Annotated in this window: 22 protein-coding genes; 18 read left to right on the plus strand and 4 right to left on the minus strand. The window is 59.9% G+C overall.

All coding sequences use genetic code 11. The features are described 5' to 3' along the window. Position 1: 1 nt before the first annotated feature. The 4 genes from ACP7A4_RS00585 (at position 2) to ACP7A4_RS00600 (ending at position 4,276) form a co-directional block, all read left to right on the plus strand. A complete protein-coding gene (locus tag ACP7A4_RS00585) occupies positions 2-1,888 on the plus strand; it encodes a sigma-54-dependent Fis family transcriptional regulator (RefSeq protein ID WP_426245101.1) in 1,887 nt (628 codons plus the stop codon). A gap of 132 nt (positions 1,889-2,020) precedes the next feature. Continuing rightward, positions 2,021-3,370: a UDP-N-acetylmuramate:L-alanyl-gamma-D-glutamyl-meso-diaminopimelate ligase gene (gene mpl / locus ACP7A4_RS00590; RefSeq protein ID WP_059763807.1), complete on the plus strand. Its 1,350-nt coding sequence runs from the start codon at positions 2,021-2,023 to the stop codon at positions 3,368-3,370. Further along, complete coding sequence (ubiX, locus tag ACP7A4_RS00595; RefSeq protein WP_059763809.1) at positions 3,367-3,996, plus strand: flavin prenyltransferase UbiX; 630 nt, start codon at positions 3,367-3,369, stop codon at positions 3,994-3,996. The genes mpl and ubiX overlap by 4 nt, the downstream gene beginning before the upstream one ends. Continuing rightward, positions 3,989-4,276, plus strand: a complete 288-nt coding sequence (locus tag ACP7A4_RS00600; RefSeq protein WP_048362361.1) for a YceK/YidQ family lipoprotein — start codon at positions 3,989-3,991, stop codon at positions 4,274-4,276. Before ubiX ends, ACP7A4_RS00600 begins: the two co-directional genes overlap by 8 nt. A 9-nt stretch (positions 4,277-4,285) precedes the next feature. On the opposite strand, the gene ACP7A4_RS00605 is transcribed toward ACP7A4_RS00600, so the two are convergent. Together ACP7A4_RS00605 and ACP7A4_RS00610 are read right to left on the minus strand one after the other, a co-directional pair. Continuing rightward, entirely contained in the window at positions 4,286-4,927 is a 642-nt protein-coding gene (locus ACP7A4_RS00605; RefSeq protein WP_426245104.1) for an oxidoreductase, read from the minus strand. Positions 4,928-4,988: 61 nt separating this feature from the next. Then, positions 4,989-6,671, minus strand: a complete 1,683-nt coding sequence (locus ACP7A4_RS00610; protein ID WP_426245106.1) for a C13 family peptidase — start codon at positions 6,669-6,671, stop codon at positions 4,989-4,991. A 170-nt stretch (positions 6,672-6,841) separates the two neighbouring features. Here ACP7A4_RS00610 and ACP7A4_RS00615 point away from each other — a divergent pair, with 170 nt between their 5' ends. From ACP7A4_RS00615 to ACP7A4_RS00625, 3 genes are read left to right on the plus strand one after another with little or no spacing between them, the layout of a single operon-like run. Then, on the plus strand, positions 6,842-7,204 hold the full coding sequence (locus ACP7A4_RS00615; RefSeq protein WP_059763816.1) for a CidA/LrgA family protein: 363 nt from the start codon (positions 6,842-6,844) through the stop codon (positions 7,202-7,204). After that, positions 7,201-7,917: an LrgB family protein gene (locus ACP7A4_RS00620; protein WP_059763818.1), complete on the plus strand. Its 717-nt coding sequence runs from the start codon at positions 7,201-7,203 to the stop codon at positions 7,915-7,917. The genes ACP7A4_RS00615 and ACP7A4_RS00620 overlap by 4 nt, the downstream gene beginning before the upstream one ends. 10 nt (positions 7,918-7,927) lie before the next feature. Next, positions 7,928-8,518: an LON peptidase substrate-binding domain-containing protein gene (locus tag ACP7A4_RS00625; protein ID WP_203302196.1), complete on the plus strand. Its 591-nt coding sequence runs from the start codon at positions 7,928-7,930 to the stop codon at positions 8,516-8,518. A 101-nt stretch (positions 8,519-8,619) separates the two neighbouring features. Here ACP7A4_RS00625 and ACP7A4_RS00630 read toward each other — a convergent pair whose 3' ends face one another. Both ACP7A4_RS00630 and ACP7A4_RS00635 read right to left on the minus strand, forming a co-directional pair. After that, positions 8,620-9,936: a bifunctional DedA family/phosphatase PAP2 family protein gene (locus ACP7A4_RS00630; RefSeq protein WP_059763822.1), complete on the minus strand. Its 1,317-nt coding sequence runs from the start codon at positions 9,934-9,936 to the stop codon at positions 8,620-8,622. Between the two features lie 25 nt (positions 9,937-9,961). Then, entirely contained in the window at positions 9,962-10,642 is a 681-nt protein-coding gene (locus ACP7A4_RS00635) for a DNA-3-methyladenine glycosylase (protein ID WP_426245109.1), read from the minus strand. 176 nt (positions 10,643-10,818) lie between these two features. On the opposite strand from ACP7A4_RS00635, the gene ACP7A4_RS00640 reads away from it, so the two are divergent. From ACP7A4_RS00640 to lipB, 11 genes are all read left to right on the plus strand, one after another. Beyond that, positions 10,819-12,090 carry a glutamate-5-semialdehyde dehydrogenase gene (locus ACP7A4_RS00640; RefSeq protein ID WP_059763826.1) on the plus strand — a complete coding sequence of 424 codons (1,272 nt, stop codon included), beginning with the start codon at positions 10,819-10,821 and terminating at the stop codon, positions 12,088-12,090. A gap of 25 nt (positions 12,091-12,115) precedes the next feature. Further along, positions 12,116-12,781 carry a nicotinate-nucleotide adenylyltransferase gene (nadD, locus tag ACP7A4_RS00645; RefSeq protein WP_162207794.1) on the plus strand — a complete coding sequence of 222 codons (666 nt, stop codon included), beginning with the start codon at positions 12,116-12,118 and terminating at the stop codon, positions 12,779-12,781. A 71-nt stretch (positions 12,782-12,852) separates the two neighbouring features. Then, positions 12,853-13,347: a ribosome silencing factor gene (gene rsfS / locus ACP7A4_RS00650; protein WP_048362371.1), complete on the plus strand. Its 495-nt coding sequence runs from the start codon at positions 12,853-12,855 to the stop codon at positions 13,345-13,347. 9 nt (positions 13,348-13,356) lie between these two features. Continuing rightward, positions 13,357-13,824: a 23S rRNA (pseudouridine(1915)-N(3))-methyltransferase RlmH gene (gene rlmH / locus ACP7A4_RS00655; RefSeq protein WP_003444191.1), complete on the plus strand. Its 468-nt coding sequence runs from the start codon at positions 13,357-13,359 to the stop codon at positions 13,822-13,824. Between the two features lie 12 nt (positions 13,825-13,836). Then, the gene (gene mrdA, locus ACP7A4_RS00660; protein ID WP_059763828.1) at positions 13,837-15,732 is read left to right on the plus strand and encodes a penicillin-binding protein 2; all 1,896 of its coding nucleotides are present in this window, start codon (positions 13,837-13,839) and stop codon (positions 15,730-15,732) included. Between the two features lie 31 nt (positions 15,733-15,763). Further along, positions 15,764-16,867, plus strand: coding sequence for a rod shape-determining protein RodA (gene rodA, locus ACP7A4_RS00665; RefSeq protein ID WP_048363005.1), 1,104 nt, complete (start codon positions 15,764-15,766; stop codon positions 16,865-16,867). A gap of 17 nt (positions 16,868-16,884) precedes the next feature. Then, positions 16,885-17,895: a lytic murein transglycosylase B gene (gene mltB, locus ACP7A4_RS00670; protein ID WP_426245112.1), complete on the plus strand. Its 1,011-nt coding sequence runs from the start codon at positions 16,885-16,887 to the stop codon at positions 17,893-17,895. Beyond that, positions 17,895-18,890: a septal ring lytic transglycosylase RlpA family protein gene (locus ACP7A4_RS00675; RefSeq protein WP_048362374.1), complete on the plus strand. Its 996-nt coding sequence runs from the start codon at positions 17,895-17,897 to the stop codon at positions 18,888-18,890. Before mltB ends, ACP7A4_RS00675 begins: the two co-directional genes overlap by 1 nt. Positions 18,891-19,064: 174 nt before the next feature. Next, positions 19,065-20,222 (plus strand): D-alanyl-D-alanine carboxypeptidase family protein, encoded by a 1,158-nt coding sequence (locus tag ACP7A4_RS00680; RefSeq protein ID WP_048362375.1) that lies wholly within the window; start codon positions 19,065-19,067, stop codon positions 20,220-20,222. A 79-nt stretch (positions 20,223-20,301) separates the two neighbouring features. Then, a complete protein-coding gene (locus ACP7A4_RS00685) occupies positions 20,302-20,577 on the plus strand; it encodes a DUF493 domain-containing protein (protein ID WP_048401480.1) in 276 nt (91 codons plus the stop codon). Continuing rightward, positions 20,577-21,230 (plus strand): lipoyl(octanoyl) transferase LipB, encoded by a 654-nt coding sequence (lipB, locus tag ACP7A4_RS00690; protein ID WP_048362377.1) that lies wholly within the window; start codon positions 20,577-20,579, stop codon positions 21,228-21,230. Before ACP7A4_RS00685 ends, lipB begins: the two co-directional genes overlap by 1 nt.

The following is a 21,230-nucleotide window of genomic DNA, read 5'->3' on the forward strand; positions in this document are numbered from 1 at the left end:
AATGCGCAGTGCAGATATCAGTCGGCACGCCCGACAAGTCATCGACGTCACCCAGGGCCATCCTCAAGGATGCGACCCGTCAATCGTTCGCTCCTGGCAACGCTGCCTGGAGGATTACCACCTCGATCCCGCGCAAAACATCGCCCCTACGGTGCTTGAACATGGGCGCATTCTTGAAGGCCGCGAGCGCCTGCAACAGGTGTTGCACATTGCCGGTCATGAAATGAACAGCCTGCATCAACAGCTTTCGGGGGCCGGTCATGCGGTGCTGTTGACCGATGCGCGGGGCGTGATTCTTAACTGCGTGACCGCGCCTGCCGAGCGTAAAGTGTTTGAACACGCAGGTTTGTGGCTGGGGGCGGACTGGAGTGAGGCCCGTGAAGGCACCAATGGCATCGGCACCTGCATGGTTGAGCGCCAGGCGCTGACCATCCATCAGGACGAACACTTTCGTGGCCGTCATACCGGCCTGACCTGCTCGGCAAGCCCGGTATTTGACCCGCAGGGCGAGTTGCTGGCGGTGCTGGATGTGTCTTCGGCGCGCCATGAAGTGTCGCGCCAGAGCCAGTTTCATACGATGGCGCTGGTCAATCTCTCCGCCAAAATCATCGAAAGCAGCTACTTCCTGCATCACTTTGAAGGCCAATGGCTGCTGCGTTTTCATCTGCAAGCTCAGTCACTCGGGCTGTTTAGCGAAGGCATGCTGGCGTTTGATGGCGACGGGGTGATCTGCGCGGTGAATCAAAGCGCACTCAACCTGCTGGGCAAAGCCCGTGACGGGCTGGTGGGGCACAACATTGATGGCCTGTTCGACAGTTCGGGTGATGAGCTGTTTGCCCGTGCGACCCCGCAAGCCAGTGCCAGTTGGCCATTGTGCACCCGTGACGGCCGTTATTTATTTGCCGCATTGCGTGGCCCGGCGCGCACGGTGCCGACCCCTGTTCGTGTTCAGCCTGAGCCGGTGCGCGTGCAAACAAGCAGTATTTGTTTGGGCGATGAAGCGTTGCAAAACGACTTTCGGCGTGCCCTGCGGGTGTTTGAGCGCGACGTGCCGTTGCTCATCAATGGCGAAACCGGCTCGGGTAAAGAAGCCTTTGCCAAGGCCGTGCACCAGGCCAGCTTGCGCGCTGGGCAGTCGTTCGTAGCACTCAACTGCGCCGCGATCCCCGAAAGCCTGATTGAAAGCGAATTGTTCGGTTATCGCGGTGGCAGCTTTACGGGCGCGCGCAAAGAAGGGATGCAAGGCAAGTTGCAGCAGGCTGATGGCGGCACCTTGTTTCTGGACGAAATCGGCGACATGCCACTGGCCATGCAAACGCGGCTGTTAAGAGTGCTGGAGGACCGCTTGGTGGTGCCGATTGGCGGCGAGCCACAAGCGGTCAACGTGCGCATCATCAGTGCGACTCACCGTAACCTGCTGGAGCGGGTGGCCGAGGGCAGTTTTCGCGAAGACCTGTTTTACCGGTTGAACGGGCTGGAAATCACCTTGCCGGCCTTGCGTGATCGCAGTGACAAGTCGCAGTTGCTGGATTTTCTGCTGGCCGAAGAAGCAGGGCAGGAGCCGCTGGTCATCCAGCACGAGGCGCGAGACGCCTTGCTGAACTTTGCCTGGCCGGGCAACGTGCGGCAAATGCGCAACGTACTGCGCACCCTGGCGGCGTTGTGTGAGGGTGGCGAGATCAAACTTCAGGATCTGCCGGCCAACGTGCGGATAGCGCCTGTCGGAGTGGTTGCGCCTTCAGAGCAGCCGCTGGAAGAGGCCGAGAAAATGGCCTTGCTGATGGCGCTGCAATTGCATCGCTGGCACATGACCCACACCGCGCTGCAACTGGGGGTCAGCCGCAATACGCTGTATCGCAAGCTGCGCAAACATGGGATCGAGCGTTAAGGCCGGCCCTCACCCTGCCCTCTCCCTGCATCAGAGTGCCAGGGTGAGGGTCAGGGGCTAATGCCCCCGAATCATCAGGTGCGAAAAAAAGCCCCCTACGCTACCCTTCGCCGATGATTTACGAGGTCGACTATGCACATTCATATTCTTGGTATTTGCGGCACTTTCATGGGTTCGCTGGCGGTATTGGCCAAAGAGCTGGGCCATCACGTCACAGGCTCCGATGCGAACGTCTACCCGCCAATGAGCACCCAGTTGCAAGCTCAAGGCATTGAGTTGACTCAAGGTTACGACCCGGCCCAGCTCGACCCCGCGCCTGACCTGGTGGTCATTGGCAACGCACTGTCGCGCGGCAATCCGGCGGTCGAGTACGTACTGAACAAGGGCCTGCCTTATGTGTCTGGCCCGCAGTGGCTGGCTGACCACGTACTCCAAGGTCGCTGGGTGCTGGCCGTGGCCGGGACCCATGGCAAAACCACGACCAGCAGCATGCTGGCCTGGGTGCTTGAGCACGCGGGCATGGCGCCGGGCTTCCTGATCGGTGGCGTACCGCAAAACTTTGCGGTCTCGGCCCGTTTGGGCGACACGCCTTTTTTTGTGGTCGAGGCCGATGAGTACGACAGCGCCTTCTTCGACAAACGCTCAAAGTTTGTGCATTACCGCCCACGTACCGCGATTTTGAACAACCTTGAGTTCGATCACGCTGATATCTTCCCGGATCTCCCCTCGATTGAGCGTCAATTTCACCACTTGGTCCGCACGATCCCGAGTGAAGGACTGGTGATTCACCCCACCACCGAGCCTGCGTTGCAGCGGGTCATCGAGATGGGGTGCTGGACGCCGGTGCAAACCACGGGCGAGGGCGGTCAATGGCAGGCGCGCTTACTCAGTGCCGACGGTTCGCGCTTTGAGGTGCTGTTTGACGGCACCGTTCAAGGCACCGTCGAGTGGGACATGACCGGGCAGCATAACGTCGCTAACGCCTTGGCGACCTTGGCCGCTGCGCGCCATGTGGGCGTGGTGCCGAGCATGGCCATTGAAGGCTTGAGTGCGTTTAAAAGTGTGAAACGGCGGATGGAAAAAGTCGCCGAGGTCAATGGCATCACGCTGTATGACGACTTTGCGCATCATCCAACGGCCATTGCCACCACGCTGGACGGCCTGCGCAAACGCATTGGCGATGCACCGCTCATCGCCGTCATCGAGCCGCGCTCCAACTCCATGAAACTGGGCGCCCACCGCGACGGTTTGCCGGGCAGTGTGGTGCAAGCCGATCACGTGGTCTGGTATGCCCCGGCCAATCTGGGGTGGGATCTGGCGGCCACGGTCGCATCCAGCCCCGTGTCCACGCAGGTGTGCGATTCGCTGGAGGCGATCATTGCGGACGTCAAAACCCACGTTAAACCGGGCGCGCATGTGGTGATCATGAGCAACGGCGGTTTCGGCGGGTTGCACGGCAAATTAGCGGATGCATTGCGATGAACGGCCCGGAACGCATCACGCTGGCCGTGACGGGCGCTTCGGGCATGCAATATGCGTTGCGCCTGCTCGATTGCCTGGTGCGCGAAGACCGCGAAGTGCATTTTTTGATCTCCAAGGCCGCGCAATTGGTGATGGCGACCGAAACCGACGTCAACCTGCCGCCTAAACCACAAGCCATGCAGACCTTTCTGACCGAATACACCGGCGCGGCTGCCGGGCAGATTCGCGTCTACGGCAAAGAAGACTGGATGTCGCCCGTGGCTTCCGGCTCTGGCGCGCCTGCTGCGATGGTGGTGGTGCCATGCTCCACGGGCACGCTGTCGGCCATTGCCACCGGGGCTTGCAACAACCTGGTCGAGCGTGCGGCGGACGTGACCCTCAAAGAGCGGCGCCAGTTGATTCTGGTGCCGCGAGAGGCGCCGTACTCCAGCATCCATCTGGAGAACATGCTCAAGCTGTCGAACATGGGCGCCGTGATCTTGCCCGCCTCGCCGGGTTTCTATCACCAGCCGCAAACCATCGATGACTTGGTCGACTTTGTAGTGGCACGGATTCTCAATCTGCTCAACATCCCGCAGGACATGCTCCCGCGTTGGGGCGAGCACCATGTGGGCGGCGATGAGTAAAGCGCTGCTGGCCTTGCTGGCGGTGATGCACATCGGGGGCTGCGCCAGCGTTCGAACGCTGGACGCGGCCAAGCCGGGCGCGCCGGTGGTGTACGCGGGCACGCGGCTGGATTGGTATGCAATGCAGGGCGGTTGTTGTGCGCTGGACCGGTTTGGCGCGCAAGCCCCGCGCTACCCGGGGCTGGATCTGCCGGCCAGCGCGTTGCTCGATACGGTGTTGTTGCCGCTGTCGGTGCTGACCGTTCTGGGCGTCGGGTTTCAGGCCAGCGGCGGGCTGTAGCCAGTGGGGTTACTTGCCCAACTTTCTCAGCTCGTCCGACTCAACCACGCGCACACCGTTGTCTTCTTCCAGTGCCAATCGCCACAGAGCACGGGCAAGCTCGCAGGCTTCAATACCGTGGTATTTGCCGGGCACCAGCTTGGACAGAGTGGCCGCAATTTTTTCCACTGGTCGCTCTTCCACGCGCTCACCAATCAGCACCGAGGGGCGTGCAAGGGTCAGTTGCGGCCAGCCTTGAGCGCGCAAAGATTGCTCCATCTCGCCTTTGACCCGGGTATAGAACACGGAAGATTTGGGGTCGGCCCCGATGGCGCTGACGACGATCAAGTGCCGTGCACCCATCTCCCGCGCACGCTTGCCAAATTCCACGACCATGTCGTGATCCACAGCGCGAAACGCTTGTTCCGACCCTGCCTGTTTGATCGTGGTGCCCAAACAGCAGAAGGCCACGTCGACCGGGCCGCTGAGCTGAGGCAAAAACACCGCAGGCTCACCCACCGGGTTGTCCAGGTGCGGGTGTTCGGCCAATGGCTTGCGCGAGGGGGCGAGCACGCGTTCGATGGTGGGTTCGTTAAGTAAGCGGTCGAGCAAAAGCTCACCGGTCAGACCGGTGGCACCAGCAAGCAAGATGTGCTTAGGCGTCAGGTACATGCGAGTTCTCCCTTAATACAGTCAGCTTAGTCACTCTGGGCGTGCATGCTGTTCAATCGGTTTAGTGCAGCGCCTGCCGGGCCTGGTGCTCGCGCAAGCGTTGCCAATGGTTCAATACACCTTTAGGGGCCCAGATTTGTGGCTCAGAAGGCTCGAAGTTATCGGTTTTTTCGCGTTCGGCGACGTACTGCCTGGCCAGTGCGAAAGCTTTTTGCAGGTCGTCAGTCTGGTTCAGGGCTTGGGCAAACAGGGCATTGCCGAAGTAAGTGAAGTCGGCTTCTTCCGAACACCCAAACGACACTTTGTTGGCCTCGGACGCGGTCATGATCAAGGTTCTTTCATCCTTGAGCGCCGGTATGAAACCGCCGGAGTAGCAGGCGGAAACCACAATGATTTTGTCGCGATGCTTGAGGGGGGCCAGAGCGGCTGCCAAATCTTCGGCGGGCAGATCGGCCAGTTCAAGGCGCGGCTGGTCCAGCACCAGTTCGTGATCGTGGGTGCCGTGGCTGGTCAGGTAAATGAAGACCAGGTCTTCGGGGCCGGAGCGCTCGGCCAGGGTTTTGGCGGCGCGGTGCAGGTTTTCGCGGGTGGCCATAGGGCGATCCATCAAGTGATCGCGATGGTTGACCAGGCTGATCTGGCCGCGGCTGCCGAAACGGCTGGCGAGCATGTCGCTGACGTAGTCGGCTTCACGCAAAAACACGCTTTGCTTGCCGTCGCCCCCCAGTACCAGGCTGTACAGCTCAATGGCCGGGGTGGACTGCGGCACCGCTTTAAGGGCCTTGTCCAGTAGCTTGCCCTGGTTGAGTAAACCCAGCTCCAGCGGGTCGGGCAACAGGTTGCCTTTATCGTCGCGTACCCGCAGGCCGTTGATCCAGTAGCCCTTTTCGACCGAGCCGTCGCTCAGCGTCAAGGTGCCGTAGCCCTGATAGGTGTCGTTGGCAAAGTCCCCGACGTAGGTGCTGCCGTCCGCAAGGCTGAGATGGCCGGGGCCGTTGAAGCGCCACTCGCTGAACTGGCCGCGATAATGACTGGCGTCGATGCCAATGAACTCGCCTTTGCCAGTGAGGGCGCCATCCTTGAACTCGCCGATCCACACATCGCCGTCTGCGTTTTCGTAGCGGCCTTTGCCATTGAGCTGGTTGTCTTTGAATTCGCCTTCGTACTGATCGCCTTCGGCACTGTTGAAAATGCCGCTGCCCTCAAGTTGACCGTTCACAAACGTGCCAGTGAATTCATTACCGCTGGCATCGCTGCGCTTGCCCTGGCCGTGGGGTTTGCCGCGCGCGAACTGGCCCTCATACTGGCTGCCGTCATCGAGTTCAAGGTGGCCGTTGCCCCAGAACTGGTCGTCTTTGAACTCGCCGCGATAACTCATGCCGCCTTCTTTAAGCGTGCCTTCACCTTCGCGCCGGCCCTGCTTGAAGCCGCCCATGTAATCGCTGTCGTGGGTGATCAGGCTGCCCTGGCCGCTGTATAAACCTTGCTCAAACGAGCCACGGTACACATCGCCATTGCTGGCGTGCCATTCGCCCTGGCCCTGGAACACCCCATTGCTGAAATTACCTGCGTACCAACTGCCATTCGGGTAGTCGATGCGCCCCGGGCCTTGCAGCAACCCATTGACCACTTCACCGCGATAGCGCCCGCCATCGGGCAGGCGCGCGTCCGGCGGCAACAGCGATTCACCGTCGCCACAGGCCGTCAGCAGCAGGGTCAAAGCGAGGGGGACAAATGGGCGCATGGCAGGATCCGCAAAGTTAGGCCACCGAGTATGCCGCAGCAAAGGAAGCCGCTCTAGAGGGCCACATGAAACATCCTGAGATATTCACCGGCCGATCATGGCGTTAGCCATGCCAGCGGGTTGGGAGCGTGCCTATAATGCGCCGCAAAAAAGATCGCTGGAGATGTGAAATGTTGTTACGCGGCCTGACCTGGCTGGTGCTGTTTCAATTACTCGGCACCGCCCTCAATCATGTGTTCATCCCCGTTTTGCCCGGCCCCATTATCGGGTTGCTGCTGCTATTGGCATTTTTGATGGTGCGCGGCGAAGTCTCCGAGCCGTTAAGTCAAGCCGCCAGTGGTCTGCTGCGCTACTTGCCCTTGCTGTTAGTGCCGCCCGCCGTGGGGGTGATGGTTTACGCGCGCGATATCGCGGCAGATTTTTGGGCCATTGCCGGGGCATTGGTATTGTCGCTTTTAATCTCGATGGCCTTCGTCGGTGTGTTGATGCAGCGTTTGCTCAAACGTCATCAGCACCCTGAGGAGCGGCCATGACCCTGGAATGGCAAGGTGCCTGGTACGCCGTGATTCATCACCCGCTGTTTGGTATCGGCATCACTTTGGGTGCTTATCAACTGGTGCTCGCAGCGTTTGAGAAAACCCGCTGGATCTTTCTACAGCCCGTGCTGGCCTCGATGTTGTTGGTGATTGGCGTGTTGCTCAGTTGTGGCCTGAGCTACGACGAGTACCGCAACAGCACTGACATTCTGAGCATTCTGCTGGGGCCTGCCACGGTAGCGTTGGCGGTGCCGTTGTACTTGAACCTGCGGCGAATCCGGCAACTGTTTTGGCCCATCTTTACTACGCTGGTGATTGGCGGGGTATTTGCGACCGGTCTCGTGGTGCTGTTGGGCGCCTGGTTCGGCACGGAGCACAGAGTGCTGATGACGTTGGCGCCCAAGTCGGTCACTTCACCGATTGCCATGCTGGTGGCAGAGCAAATTGGCGGTGTGGCGGCGTTGGCGGCAGTGTTTGTACTGATTACCGGGGTCATCGGTGCGATCGTCGGCCCAAGCCTGCTGAGCCTGTTACGCGTTCACAGCACCGAGGCGCGCGGCATGGCATTGGGTATGACGGCGCATGCGGTGGGCACATCGGTGGCCTTGCAAGAAAGCGAAGAGTGCGGCGCCTTTGCGGCGTTGGCGATGAGTTTAATGGGCGTGGGTACGGCGGTATTTTTACCGCTGGCCGTCAGCCTCATGGTGTAAGGACGTAGACATGACATTGCCGTTGTTTCCCCTCAATACCGTGCTGTTTCCGGGGTGTGTGCTGGACCTGCAAATCTTTGAGGCGCGCTACCTCGATATGATCGCCTGCTGCATGAAGCAGGGTGCAGGCTTTGGCGTGGTCTGCATTCTTGAGGGCAGCGAAGTGGGCGACGCCCCGCAAGATATCGCCCTGATTGGGTGCGAGGCACTGATCCGAGACTTCAAACAGCAGGACAACGGGCTGCTGGGCATTCGTGTCGAAGGCGGGCGGCGCTTTCAGGTCTTGAGCTCGCAGGCGCAACCCAATCAGTCATTGCTGGCCGAAATTGAATGGCTGGATGAAGTTGCCGAGCAACCGCTGGGTGACGAAGATCAAGACCTGCTGGCGTTACTCAAAGCGTTGGCAGAGCATCCCATGGTGGCGGCTCTGGAGATGAACACCGAGGTGTCGGGGCAGCAGTCACTGGGCAATCAGCTGGCGTATTTGTTGCCTTTTGCCGAAGAGGACAAGCTCCAACTGCTGCAAGTCGATGACCCGCAGCAGCGCCTTGATGGTATTCAAGTGCTGCTCGACGAGATGCAGGGTGAGGCCCTTAATTGAACCGTCGCTGATTTGGCGTGGCTGACGGGGCATAAGAGGCTGCGCCTGAACGCAGCCCCGTACCTCGGTGGCTCCTGCAAAATGAGCTGCGTTTTGGGCTATCAATAGGCGTAGCGCAGCAGCTCTTTGGACAGGTGCCCGAGCATAAAAAAGCCGTACAGCGCGGTGCAGGCGGGCAAAATCACCCACCAGACTTTTTGCGGGACCGGGCTGAGCGGCATAAAGCGTTGGCTCAGGGCGAGTGCAAACGCATTGACCGTAATCGCCAGTAATGCGCCGGCCATGATGTCTGTTGGCCAATGAGCGCCCAGGTAAACCCGTGACATGGCGACCGTGATCGCCAGCAGGCACCCCAGCAACACCCACGTCACGCGCATGCGTTGCGGTTGCTCGCGCCCGGCCAGAATCGCCAGCGCCACAAAAAATGCAAACGCCCCCGAACTGTGCCCGCTGGGCATGCTGTAACTGGTGAGCGGGTCGACCAATACGTCTGGGCGCATCCGTGCAAAGAAGTGTTTGGTCGTGGTGTTGGCCACAGCCGTAAACAGCGTGACCCCACCGAAAAAGAACATGGCGCGCCATTGGCGGGTCACCAGCAAAATGACGCAGACCACGGCGGCAGCCAGGAACTGGGTGCGGAAGTTGCCAATTTGCGTCACCAGGACCGCGGCCATGTCCATCGCGCTGCTGCGATGTTCTTGCACCAGTGCCGAGATGCCCCGGTCCAGAGCGCTGAGGTAGGGGTAGCCGACGAACACTGCCAGCAGCAGGCTCAGGCTCAGGGCACCGATCAGCACCGTGGCCCCGGATTGGCGCCGGATGCTGGCATTGATGCTCAGGCCCAGCAGCGCGGCCAGGCCGACAGCAACCACCGCGGCTTGCGGCCAGAACCCTTCGGGCAAGGGCAGGCGGATGGCGGCCCCGGTCGCCCAACCGGGCAGCAAGTACGCCACTGCCCAACCCATGCCGGCCAGCAGGCTGACACCAATAAAGCGCGGGATGGGCATGTCGCACATGCCCGCCACCATCGGCAGCATCGGGCGCAGCGGGCCGATAAAGCGGCCAATCAGCAAGCTGACAATGCCGTACTTGTGAAAGTAGCTCTCGGCGCCGTTCATCCATTGAGGATGGGTGCGTAACAGCGGTAATCGCCGAATGTTTTGGTGGAAGCGTCTGCCCAGTGCGTAAGACACCACATCACCGAGCAGGCCGCCGAGAAAACCCAATAACAGGGTTTCACCCAATGACAGGGCGCCGCTGCCGGCCATGACGGCAATCGCAAACAGCAAAACGGTGCCGGGCACGATGATCCCGGCAATTGCCAGGCACTCCACGCACGCCACAATAAATACCGCGAGGCCCAGCCACTGCGGGTTGGCTGTTAGCCAGCCAGTTACGCTATCGAGCCATGGGCCCATGTTTCAACTTCCTTTTGATCGTTATTTAATCGGCGGTGCAGGTGTGTTGCAGCGTCACATAGTCCCGGCCCTCAACCTGCCCGCGGCGTAGCGGGTTGCGTGTGCAGTGCGCGGCATAGTCGGCATCGACAAAGCGGTACATCAGGTGCTCGTCACGCCCGTGAGGGATGCCCAAACGCGTGGTTTGAATGATCTGCGAGGGTTGTTGTGCGACGTCATCGACCCGCAAACGTTCATGGTCGAAACATTTTGCATCCCATTCGCGCACTTTCAGCCCCAACGCTTTACACAGCAGCGTTTGCCCGGCGCAGAGCCTGGCAGCGGGGCGCGGATTGCCGTGTGTGTCCGGATTGTTGCGTTGCATCTGCGCCAAGCTTTCAGGGCCTGAGAGCGCGTCAACCCAGGGGTACGCCGACTTGATCAGTACCGCATTGCCGGGGCCGTGGGCGCTGAAGTTCAACGAATCACCGCCGCGAGCGTAGTACATGTAAATGTGCCCGCCATCCATAAACAGCGCTTTGCGTTTTTCGGTATAGCCCAATGACGCGTGGCTGCCCTTATCGACGCAGTAATAGGCTTCGGTTTCGATAATGCGCGCGCTCAGCCACAGCCCGTTGACTCGATGGCGGATGACTTTGCCCAGCAGTTGGCGGGCGACGCGCTGGGCGTCACGGTCAAAAAATGAATCCGGCAGTACGTTGGGCATCTTCGGATCGATTAATGGATGGCTGAAAAGGGGCAGATCATAGCAAGACCTGCTTAATCGAGGCTGAACGCGGTGTATTTACAGCCCATTTCGACCATCCGCCTGCCACCGCTGTGCGTGAGGCGGCGGGACCGCTATAATCGGCCGCTTTCCTCCCTGCCAAGACCATTGAGACCATGACTGAGTCCGTTCTTGACTACATGACCCGCCTGGGTCGCGCCGCTCGCCAAGCGTCCCGTGTGATTGGCCGTGCCAGCACCGGGCAAAAAAACCGTGCCCTGCTGGCGGCTGCCGCTGCATTGGATGCTGCCCGTCCCGAACTCACCGCTGCCAACGAGCAGGATCTGGCGGCGGGGCGGGCCAATGGTCTGGAGCCCGCGATGTTGGAGCGTCTGGCGCTGACCCCTGCGCGCATCGACGGCATGATCGTCGGTTTGCGTCAGGTGGCCAGCTTGCCGGACCCGGTCGGCGCGATTCGCGACATGAGCTACCGGCCTTCGGGCATTCAGGTGGGCAAAATGCGCGTGCCGCTGGGCGTGGTTGGCATTATTTATGAGTCGCGCCCCAATGTGACCATCGATGCTGCGAGCCTGTGCTTGAAGTCGGGCAACGCGACTATTTTGCGTGGTGGCTCCGAGGCCATTCATTCCAACCGTGCGATTGCCGCCTGTATCCAGCGAGGGCTGGCTGAAGCCGGTCTGCCGCCGGCAGTGGTGCAAGTGGTTGAGGTCACGGACCGTGCCGCCGTCGGTGCATTGATCACCATGCCCGAGTATGTGGACGTGATCGTGCCGCGCGGTGGCAAAGGCTTGATCGAGCGCGTGAGCCGTGACGCCCGTGTTCCGGTCATCAAGCACCTGGACGGCATCTGCCATGTATACGTGAGTGCCCAGGCGGACCTGACAAAAGCCCAGCGTATTGCGTTCAATGCCAAAACCTACCGTTATGGCATTTGCGGGGCGATGGAAACCTTGCTGGTCGATCAGGCGGTGGCGGCGCAGTTCTTGCCGGCAATGGCCGAAGAGTTTCGTGCCAAAGGTGTCGAGCTGCGCGGTTGTGAGCGCACGCAGGCGCTGATTGACGTGGTGGCTGCCACTGAAGACGACTGGCACACCGAGTACCTGGACGCGATTTTGTCGATCCGTATTGTCGACGGGCTGGACCAGGCGATTGAACACATCAATCACTACGGCTCCCATCACACCGACTCGATCGTGACCGAACACCAGGGCGACGCACGGCGTTTTATGGCCGAAGTGGACTCCAGTTCGGTGATGCTCAACACCCCAACCTGCTTCGCCGATGGATTTGAATACGGATTGGGTGCGGAGATTGGCATTTCTACTGATAAGCTGCACGCCCGCGGCCCGGTGGGTCTCGAAGGTTTGACCTGCGAGAAGTACATTGTGGTCGGTGATGGGCAGCTGCGCGGTCAGGAGCCGGCTTGAATTGGCCGACCTTGACGCGCCAATGATGGCACCGCTGAACGACGCGTTACCCCGGCGCATTGGCGTGTTGGGTGGAACCTTCGATCCGGTGCACATCGGGCATTTGCGCGGTGGGCTGGAAGTGGCGGAAATGATGGCGCTCGATGAGCTGCGTCTGACCCCCAACGCCAGGCCACCCCACCGCGACACCCCGCAAGTGTCAGCGCACGACCGTTTGGCGATGGTTGAGTGCGCCGTCGCCGGAGTGGCTACGCTGGTGGTTGACGCCCGGGAACTGCAACGGGACAAGCCGTCCTACACAATCGACACCCTGGAACTGATGCGGGCCGAGTTGGCCGCCGACGACCAGTTGTTTTTATTGCTGGGTTGGGACGCGTTTTGCGGCCTGCCCACGTGGCATCGCTGGGAAGAGTTGCTCCAGCATTGCCATATCCTGGTGCTACAGCGCCCGGATGCCGACAGCGAACCGCCGGATGCCTTGCGCAATCTGTTGGCGGCGCGCTCGGTAAGCGACCCGCTGGCCCTGAAAGGGTCGAGCGGACAGATTGCATTCGTCTGGCAGACACCGCTCGCGGTATCCGCCACCCAGATCCGTCAACTGCTGGCCAGCGGTAAGTCGGTACGTTATCTGGTGCCCGACGCGGTCCTGGCCTACATCGATGCGCACGGGCTTTACCGTGCGTCGAACTGAAAAAGGCGTGGTTCAAGGCACGATTTGACGTGTATTGAACCCCCCGAACATACGAGCAAAACGAGTTTTATATGACCAACAAAGATGTAAGCAAAGTAAAACGCAAAGGCACCTTCAAGAGCGCTCCGCTGCCAGAAAAAACCTTTAGCGCCGAGCCGCTCAAAGGCGACGAGCTGGTCAAGGTTGCTGTTGCCGCGCTGGAAGACGTCAAAGCCCAGGACATTCAAGTGATTGATGTGCGCGACAAGCACAGCATCACCGATTACATGATCATTGCCACCGGTACCTCGAACCGTCAGATCGGCGCAATGCTCGACAAAATCCGTGAAGCGGTGAAAGCCCTGGGCGTCAAGCCATTGGGTGAAGAAGGCAAGGGCGACAGCGATTGGGTACTGCTGGACATGGACGACGTGATCGTTCACATGATGACCGCCAGCGCCCGTCAGTTCTACGACCTGGAGCGTCTGTGGGCCGGTGCCGAGCAAAGCCGTGCAGGCAGCGCTGCTCACCACAGCCCGGAAAACACCCATGAGCATTTCCTCAAGCTCAACAAAGACCAGGAATAAGGGTTCGCTGTGCGCCTGCGTTTGATCGCTGTCGGTTCGCGTATGCCCAAGTGGGTGGAAGAAGGCTGGCATGAATATGCCAAGCGTCTGCCATCCGAGCTGGCGCTCGAACTGGTAGAAATACCGCTCAATACCCGTGGCAAGAATGCCGACGTGGCCCGTTTTATCCGTCAGGAAGGCGAGGCCATGCTGGCCAAAGTCGGCCCGGGCGAGCGGATTGTCACGCTGGAAGTGCACGGTAAGCCCTGGAGTACCGAGCAACTGGCGGTCGAACTCGACCGCTGGCGCCTGGACTCGCGCACGGTCAACTTCATGGTGGGCGGCCCTGAAGGGCTGGCGCCCGAAGTGTGCGCGCGTGCCGATCAACGCTGGTCGTTGTCGCCGTTGACGTTGCCGCACCCGTTGGTAAGGATTCTGATTGGTGAGCAGTTGTATCGCGCCTGGACGGTTCTGTCCGGGCACCCTTATCACAAATAGTCAGCGTCCTGAATGTCTCAGCCGATTCGCCTCAAAGACCACGAGAAAGACGCACGCCTTGTGCGCAGCCGCGTCGTGGTCGGCGCCTGTGTCGTGGTGGCGCTCATTTGTGCGCTGATCGCGCGCCTGTACTACTTGCAAGTGGTGCAGTACGAGTACCACTCGACATTGTCGGAAAACAACCGGGTGCACGTGCAGCCGATTCCCCCCACCCGTGGCCTGATTTTTGACCGCAATGGGGTGGTGATCGCCGACAACCGGCCAAGCTTCAGCCTGAGCATGACCCGCGAGCGCTCCGGCGACTGGCAACAAGTGCTCGACGTGATTGTTGAGGTGTTGCAACTCACCCCGCAAGACCGCGCACTGTTTGAAAAGCGCATGAAACAGGGGCGTCGGCCGTTTGAGCCGGTGCCCATTCTGTTTGAGCTGAACGAAGAGCAGATCGCCCGCATTGCCGTTAACCAGTTCCGCCTGCCAGGGGTGGAAGTGGTTGCGCAGTTGGTGCGCCACTACCCGCAAGGCGCGCACTTTGCGCACTCGGTGGGGTACATGGGGCGGATCAACGAAAAAGAGCTTAAAACCCTCGATCCGGTCAATTACAGCGGCACCCATCACATCGGTAAAACCGGCATCGAGCGCTTCTATGAAGCCGAGCTGCACGGGCAGGTGGGTTACGAAGAAGTTGAAACCAACGCCCGTGGCCGGGTGTTGCGCGTGCTTAAACGCACCGACCCGATCCCCGGCAAAGACATCGTGCTCAGCCTCGATATCAAGTTGCAGGAAGCCGCCGAGGAAGCGCTGGCCGGGCGCCGTGGCGCTGTTGTCGCCCTGAACCCGATGACGGGCGAGGTGCTGGCAATGGTCAGTCAACCCAGTTTTGACCCCAACCTGTTTGTGACCGGCATCAGCTTCAAGGCTTACGCCGAGTTACGCGACTCCATTGATCGCCCGCTGTTTAACCGGATTTTGCGCGGCCTGTACCCGCCGGGTTCGACCATCAAGCCTGCGGTGGCGATTGCCGGCCTCGACAGCGGCGTGATCACCGGTGCCTCGCGCGTCTACGACCCCGGTTATTACCAGTTGCCCAATTACGATCACAAATACCGTAACTGGAACCGCAGCGGTGATGGCTATGTGGATTTGGACACGGCGATCATGCGTTCCAATGACACCTACTTCTACGACCTGGCCCACAAGCTGGGCATTGACCGGCTGTCGACCTACATGAACCAGTTCGGCATTGGTCAGAAAGTCTCCCTCGACATGTTTGAAGAGTCGGCGGGGCTGATGCCGTCGCGCGAGTGGAAGCGCGCCACCCGACGTCAGGCCTGGTTTCCGGGTGAAACCCTGATTTTGGGGATCGGTCAGGGCTACATGCAGTCCACGCCTTTGCAACTGGCGCAAGCCACGGCGCTGATTGCCAGCAAGGGCAAGTGGATTCGCCCGCATCTGGCCAAGACCATTGAAGGCGTACCGCCCGTGGACCCGAATCCGATGCCTGATATCGTGCTGCGCGACCCCTCCAACTGGGCCAAGGTCAGCCACGGCATGCAGCAAGTGGTGCATGGCGCACGCGGTACGGCCCGGGTCGCCGGGGTTGGCGCGCAATACCTGATTGCCGGCAAAAGTGGTACGGCGCAGGTGGTGGCCATCAAGCAAGGCGAAAAGTATGACCGTTCCAAGGTTCAGGAACGCCACCGCGACCACGCTTTGTTCGTCGGTTTTGCGCCGGCCAATAACCCGCAGATTACGGTCTCGGTGATGATTGAAAACGGTGAGGCGGGCAGCCGCGTCGCCTCGCCAGTGGTGCGCAAGGTCATGGACGCCTGGTTACTGGATGCAGACGGCAAGCTCAAACCTGAGTACGCCAGCCCTTCAAAGGCGGAGGTTTCGGCCAGTGATGAGTAATTTTGATCGCATGCTCTCCAGTGAGGATGTGATGCGTCGGCGTGCCTCGCTGCTTCAGCGCTTGCACATTGATGGCCCGCTGCTGATTTTGCTGCTGACCCTGGCAGCTGGCAGTTTGTTTGTGTTGTATTCGGCCAGCGGTAAAAGCTGGGACCTGCTGAGCAAGCAGGCGACCTCGTTCGGTATCGGTCTGGTGTCGATGTTTATCATTGCCCAGCTTGAGCCCCGCTTTATGGCGCGCTGGGTGCCCATCGGGTACCTGGTCGGTGTGTTGTTGCTGGTGGTGGTAGACGTGATGGGCCACAACGCGATGGGCGCCACGCGCTGGATTAACATACCGGGGGTGATTCGCTTCCAGCCTTCGGAGTTCATGAAGATTTTGATGCCGGCGACCATCGCCTGGTATCTCTCCAAGCGCACCTTGCCCCCGCAGCTCAAGCACGTTGCTATCAGTTTGATGCTGATCGGCGTGCCGTTTGCGCTGATTGTGCGCCAGCCCGACCTTGGCACCGCGTTGCTGGTGCTGGCGGGCGGTGCGTTTGTGCTGTTTATGGGCGGTTTGCGCTGGCGCTGGATCCTCAGCGTATTGGCGGCCACCATCCCGGTGGCGGTGGCCATGTGGTTTTTCGTGATGCACGACTACCAGAAGCAGCGGGTACTGACCTTTCTCGACCCTGAAAGCGACCCGCTGGGCACCGGCTGGAACATCATTCAGTCCAAGGCGGCCATCGGTTCTGGCGGGGTGTTTGGCAAAGGCTGGCTGTTGGGCACCCAGTCGCATCTGGACTTTCTGCCCGAAAGCCACACCGACTTCATCATCGCGGTGATGGGCGAAGAATTCGGCCTGGTAGGGATTTGCGCATTGCTGCTGATCTACCTGCTGTTGATTGGTCGCGGCCTGGTGATTACGGCCCAGGCCCAGACGCTGTTCGGCAAATTGCTGGCCGGCAGCCTGACCATGACGTTTTTTGTTTATGTTTTCGTCAACATCGGTATGGTCAGTGGCCTGTTGCCGGTGGTGGGCGTGCCATTGCCGTTTATTAGCTACGGCGGAACTTCGCTCGTCACGCTGCTGTCAGCGTTTGGGGTTTTGATGTCGATCCACACGCATCGCAAGTGGATCGCGCAAGTTTGATTAAGGTGAATTATTCAATGCAAGTAATGCGTGGCTGGGCCGCTCGATACGCGTCATGGGTAGGCCTGTTGGGTCTGTTCGGGGCGGCGCAAGGCGCGGTGGCTGGCGACTATGACGGCTCACCCCAAGTGGCTGAGTTTGTCGGTGAAATGACCCGCGACTACGGGTTTGCCGGCGAACAGCTGATGGACGTGTTTCGCCAGGCTCAGCGCAAGCAGAGCATTCTCGACGCTATTTCGCGTCCTGCCGAGCGCGTCAAGCAGTGGAAAGAATACCGCCCCATCTTTATTTCTGATGCCCGTATTGCCCGTGGTGTCGATTTTTGGCGCGAGCACGAAGCCGTACTGGCCCGTGCCGAGCAGGAATACGGTGTTTCGGCACAAGTAATTGTGTCGATCATCGGCGTTGAAACCTTCTACGGTCGCAACACCGGCAATTATCGGGTGATCGACGCGTTGTCGACCCTGGGCTTTGATTACCCGCCACGCGCCGAGTTCTTCCGCAAGGAGCTGCGTGAGTTCCTGTTGTTGGCCCGTGAAGAGCAGGTCGACCCGTTGACCCTTAAAGGCTCGTACGCAGGTGCAATGGGCTTGCCGCAATTTATGCCGAGCAGCTTTCGCGCTTACGCCGTGGACTTTGACGGCGACGGCCACATCAACATCTGGAGCAACCCGGACGACGCGATTGGCAGCGCTGCCAGCTACTTTAAGCGTCATGGCTGGGTGGCCGGTGAGCCGGTGGTGATTCGCGCCGACGTACAGGGCGAGCGGGTCGATGAAGGCTTGACCCAAGGCATCGAGCCGGTGAAAACCGTCGGGGAGTTGCGAGCGCTGGGGTGGTCGAGTCATGATGCGCTGCCTGACGACATGCCGGTCACCGCGTTCCGTCTCGAAGGCGAAAACGGCCCCGAATACTGGATGGGCCTGAAGAATTTTTACGCGATCACGCGCTACAACCGTAGCGTGATGTACGCCATGGCAGTGCACCAACTGTCCGACCTGCTGGTTCAAGCACGGGGCAATAAGTAATGCCGTTTCTAGCGATCCGCACACCTCTTAAAGTCGCTGCCTGCGCCGCCCTTGCGTTGCTGGTGGTGAGCTGCTCCAGCAGCCGCACCGCCGCGCCACAAAAGTCGACCGCCGTTGTTCGCGCCACGCCGGGGCTGGACATCAACCGCGCGCACAAAGACGGCGCGCCGTGGTGGGACGTGGACGTCTCGCGCATCCCCGATGCCACCCCGACCCTGCACACCGGGCCCTACAAGGCCAACCCGTACACCGTGCTGGGTAAAACCTACTTCCCGATTCAAGAGTCCAAGACTTACGTCGCATCGGGTACTGCCTCTTGGTACGGCACCAAGTTTCATGGTCAAAACACCGCCAATGGCGAGGTGTATGACCTGTACGGCATGAGCGCCGCGCACAAAACCCTGCCACTGCCCAGCTACGTCAAAGTGACCAACCTGGACAACGGTAAAGCTGTAGTGCTGCGGGTCAACGACCGTGGCCCGTTCTACTCCGACCGCATCATTGACTTGTCTTATGCGGCGGCCAAAAAACTCGGCTATGCCGAAACCGGCACGGCGCGGGTCAAGGTTGAAGGCATTGACCCGCAAGCGTGGTGGGCGCAGCGCGGTCGCCCGGCGCCGTTGATGCTCAATGAGCCAAAAATGGCTCAGAATGCCCCCGGCCCTACGGTGTCGACCGGCAAGGTTGAACAATGGACGCCACCTGCGCAGCAGCACGCGAGTGATGTCGTACCGGTGCCAGGCATGGCCAGTGGCCACGGCACGTACTTGCAGGTCGGCGCATTTGCCAACCCTGACGCGGCAGAGTTGCTTCGCTCCAAGCTCAGTGGCATGGTCAGCGCTCCGGTGTTCATCAGTTCAATTGTGCGCAATCAACAAACCTTGCACCGTGTACGACTGGGGCCAATCGCCTCGGCCGGTGAAGTACAACAAGCGCAAAACAGCGTGCGTCTGGCCAACTTGGGCCAGCCAAGCGTTGTGACATCGGATCAGTAACACTGATTAACGCGTTGGGCCTTGAACCTTCGAGGCTCAAACGCAGTTGTGGCGGCGAAGAATAAAAGCCCTGCGAGGGCCACGCTGCAACTGAATACGCGACAGCCCGTCAAACGGCTGTCACAACAGTTTTGCCCGCGAGGGTAAGTTTCCATTAACAATTTCGAGAGACGGATGAACATCACCACCTTTGCCAAACGCCTGTGCCTGCTTGTCCCGCTGATCATTACGCCTGCTGCCTTTGCAGCCGAAATGATGCCGTCGCCGCCGCAGCTTGCCGCCAAGTCCTACGTACTCATGGATGCCAGCAGCGGTAACGTGCTGGTTGAGAACAATGGCGATCAACGCCTGCCGCCTGCCAGCCTGACCAAGCTGATGACTGCGTACATTGCGACCCTGGAAATCCGTCGTGGCCAGATCGGTGAAAACGATCCGGTAACCGTCAGCGAAAATGCCTGGCGTACCGGTGGTTCGCGGATGTTCATCAAAGTCGGTTCCCAGGTATCGGTCAGCGACTTGCTGCACGGGATCATCATTCAGTCGGGTAACGACGCCAGCGTTGCGCTGTCCGAGCACATCGCCGGCAGTGAAGACGCGTTCGCCGACCTGATGAACAAAACCGCGGGCGAGTTGGGCATGACCAACAGCCACTTCATGAACCCGACCGGCCTGCCAAACCCCGATCACTACTCGTCGGCGCACGACATGTCGCTGCTGGCTCGCGCGATCATCCACGAAGACCCGACTCACTATGCGATCTACTCGCAGAAGGAGTTCTTCTGGAACGGCATCAAGCAGCCTAACCGCAACCTGCTGCTGTGGCGCGACAAAACCGTTGATGGCCTGAAAACCGGTCATACCGATGAAGCGGGCTACTGCATGGTGTCGTCGGCTGTGCGTGATGGCATGCGTTTGATCGCGGTGGTGTTCGGCACCAACAGCGAGGCGGCCCGTGCTGCCGAGACGCAAAAGCTGCTGACCTACGGTTTCCGTTTCTTCGAAACCCAGACCTTCTACCAGAAGGGCACTGAGCTGGCACAAGCACCGGTCTGGAAAGGCACCACCAACCAGGTCAAAGCCGGTCTGGCCGATGACCTGACCCTGACCCTGCCTAAAGGCCAGTTGAAAAAGCTCGCGGCCAGCATGACCATGAACCCGCAACTGATGGCGCCGATCGCCAAAGGTGACGTGATCGGCAAGGTTGAAGTCAAACTCGACGATAAAGTTGTTCACAGTGCCGACTTGATCGCACTTGAACCCGTTGAGGAAGGTGGAATTTTCCGACGCGTGTGGGATAGCATCCGTCTATTCTTCTACGGGTTGTTCAACTGATTGCACCCACCTGTGTGACCCCGTGCCTACCCGGCACGGGGTCATGTCTGTAGTTCCGGGCTTACGAGGCCAATACGCCATGAGCGATACCGAAGTAAAGGCGCCAAAGATCGAATTCCCTAACGTGGATTACCCGGTTAAGGTGATCAGCGACACGGGTGTGGGCAACAAAGACAAGATCATCGACATCGTGAAGAAACACGCGACGGTCAATGATGAGCGTGTCGACGAACGTCAAAGCACCAATGGCAAGTACACAACGATCCAGTTGCACATCGTGGCAACCGATCAGGATCAGCTCTACAACATCAACAGCGAACTGCGGGCCACCGGCTTCGTGCACATGGTGTTGTGATGTCGCAGGTCTTGGGTATTCGCGAGCTGGGTCAGCTTGATTACGAGCGCACCTGGCTGGCGATGCAGCGCTTTACCGAAGCACGCAAGCAACAACCGGACACGCAAGATGAAGTCTGGCTGGTGCAGCATCCGCCGGTGTTTACCCAAGGTCAGGCAGGCAAGGCCGAGCACCTGCTGTTGCCGGGTGATATCCCGGTGGTCAAATCGGACCGCGGCGGGCAGGTGACGTACCACGGGCCCGGTCAGATGGTCGCTTATCTGTTGCTGGACGTCCGCCGGTTAGGGTTTGGTGTACGTGAGCTGGTCAGCCGGATGGAGCGCTGCCTGATCGAGTTGCTCGCCAGCTATGGCGTAAACGCTCAGGCCAAAGTGGATGCGCCGGGTGTCTATGTCGACGGCGCCAAAATCGCCTCACTGGGCCTGCGGATTCGCAATGGCTGCTCTTTCCACGGTCTGGCCCTGAATGTAGACATGGACCTGGAACCGTTTCGACGGATTAACCCCTGTGGTTATGCGGGGCTGGCGATGACCCAGTTGCGTGACCATGCAGGCCCGATTGAATTTGCCGAGGTGAGTGCCCGACTGCGTGCGCAACTCGTCAAACACCTCGACTATGCTGAGCAGACGACCCTCACGGGCGGAATCGATTGA

It is taken from the genome of Pseudomonas sp. TWR3-1-1, assembly GCF_049896545.1.
Lineage (GTDB): Bacteria > Pseudomonadota > Gammaproteobacteria > Pseudomonadales > Pseudomonadaceae > Aquipseudomonas > Aquipseudomonas weihenstephanensis.